Genomic DNA, 1,953 nt, shown 5'->3' with positions numbered 1-1,953 from the left:
GCTTGCGGTGCGGGAGACGGAAATCGGGCGGAAAACCGCGGGAGAATTGACTGCGGAGCTGGCGAGGATCGGCGCAGAGCTGATGACGCAGGTACTCCGAACCCTCCCCGGCACCGTGCCAGTGCCGCAACCGGAGGCAGGAGTGACCTACGCGGCGAAGATCGAAAAGCACGAAGCGCAGCTCGATTTCGGGCGTACTTCGGTAGAGGTGGAGCGGCAGATCAGGGCGTTCAATCCGCTGCCCGGCGCTTTCTTCAACTATGCAGGCGAGCGCATAAAAATACACTCTGCCGAGATTGGCGGCGGAAGCGGTGAGCCGGGCGTAGTGATGGACCAGGGCCTCGCCATCGCCTGTGGCGAGGGATCGATCGTGCCGACGCTCGTCCAGCGTTCGGGGCGCGGCGTCATGACGCCATCGGAGCTGCTTCGGGGCTTCCCGATTCCGGTGGGGGCGAAGCTCGGGTGACCCGGTTTCGGCTTACGGTCGAATATGACGGGCGACCGTTCATGGGCTGGCAGCGGCAGGCGCATGGGCCGTCGGTGCAGCAGGCGATCGAGGAGGCGGTGGCGGCGATCACCGGCGAGACGGCGGTGCTTCACGCGGCGGGGCGGACCGATGCGGGAGTGCATGCGCTGGCGATGAGCACGCATGTCGATGTCGAGCGGCCGATCACTGCGTTTCGGCTGGCGGATGGGCTGAATGCCAAGCTCAGGCCGCTGCCGGTGGCGATCGTGGGCGCGCGGGAGGTGGCCGGCGACTGGCACGCTCGGTTCAGCTGCATCGGGCGGCGCTATGTGTACAAGATCGCTAATCGGCGTGCGCCGCTCGCGCTGGAGGCGGGGCGGGCGTGGCGGGTGCCGGTGGTGCTCCACGCCGACGAGATGAACCGGGCGGCGCAGCTGCTGGTCGGGCGGCACGACTTCACGACCTTCCGTTCCGCCCATTGCCAGTCGGAGAGCCCGGTCAAGACGCTCGACCGGCTGACCGTGCGGCGGCTGGGCGAGACGATCGAGATCGAGGCGGCGGCGCGCTCATTCCTGCACCATCAGGTGCGATCGATGGTGGGGTGCCTCGAGCTTGTCGGGCGGGGCAAATGGAGCGCGAAGGATCTGAAGGCGGCGCTTCAGGCGCGGGACCGGGCAGCCCTCGGCTTCAACGCGCCGCCGGACGGGCTGTATTTTGTCGAGGCGCTGTACGAGGAGGAGCGGCCGAGCCCGAACAATCGCTGAAGCGACTTGTCGAGCATCAGGAGCTGCCAGAGGAGGCGGCCATTGTCCGACTTGCCCGAGCGGTGATCGGCGGCGATCCGGGCGATCGCGGGCTCGTCGAACCAGCCGAGTTCGGCAAGCGCCGAGCCGCGCGCGACTGAAGCGGCCTCGTCGGCGAGTGGGCCCCTGAACCAGGCGCTGATCGGAGTGACGAAGCCCATCTTCCGGCGATGGAGGATCTCCCGTGGGAGATGCCGCTCCAGCGCCTTTTTCATGAGCCACTTGCCCTGCCCGCTCTTGAGCCGGAGCTCGGGCGGGAGCCGGCCGGCGAATTCCACCAGGCGATGATCGAGCAGCGGCTCACGCGCTTCGAGGCTGACGGCCATCGAGGTTCGATCGACCTTGGTGAGAATGTCGCCGGGGAGCCAGATCTTGAGATCGGCATATTGGGCGCGGGAGAGCGGATCGTGCGCCGGCGCCTCGCGCATTGCGGCGACGTAGCGGTCCTCGGCGCGGTGGCCCTGGAGCGCGGCCTTGAGGTCCGGGCGGTAGAGGCGCTGGCGGAGGGCGGCGGGGGTGACGCTGACGGCGTCGGCATAGGCCTCCTCGCTGGTGCGTCCGACCGACTGCAATGTCGTCTTGGCGCGGAGGAATTGCGGCGCCCAATCGAGCTTGGGGTAGACGTTGCCGATGGCAGCGACGGCGCGCTTCACGCCGGCGGGAAGGAGCCCCCTCGCCCGCTCC

The 1,953-nt window shown here is 68.5% G+C and carries 3 protein-coding genes; 2 read left to right on the top strand and 1 reads right to left on the bottom strand.

The genetic code is table 11. The annotated features are described in order from the left end of the window. Together VF662_RS04650 and truA are read left to right on the top strand one after the other, a co-directional pair. A partial coding sequence (locus tag VF662_RS04650; protein WP_464138251.1) for a methionyl-tRNA formyltransferase occupies window positions 1–466 on the top strand: 466 nt, incomplete at its 5' end. Then, on the top strand, window positions 463–1,230 hold the full coding sequence (gene truA, locus VF662_RS04645; RefSeq protein WP_464138249.1) for a tRNA pseudouridine(38-40) synthase TruA: 768 nt from the start codon (window positions 463–465) through the stop codon (window positions 1,228–1,230). The genes VF662_RS04650 and truA, both read left to right, overlap by 4 nt. Here the strand turns inward: truA and VF662_RS04640 are convergent. After that, a partial coding sequence (locus VF662_RS04640; protein WP_464138248.1) for an asparagine synthase-related protein occupies window positions 1,125–1,953 on the bottom strand: 829 nt, incomplete at its 5' end. The genes truA and VF662_RS04640 overlap by 106 nt on opposite strands.

The sequence above is a fragment of the Allosphingosinicella sp. genome (genome assembly GCF_036387215.1).
Taxonomy (GTDB): Bacteria; Pseudomonadota; Alphaproteobacteria; order Sphingomonadales; family Sphingomonadaceae; genus Allosphingosinicella.
The sequence above is the reverse complement of the archived record's forward strand: the minus strand, read 5'-3'. Positions and strand labels throughout refer to the sequence as shown.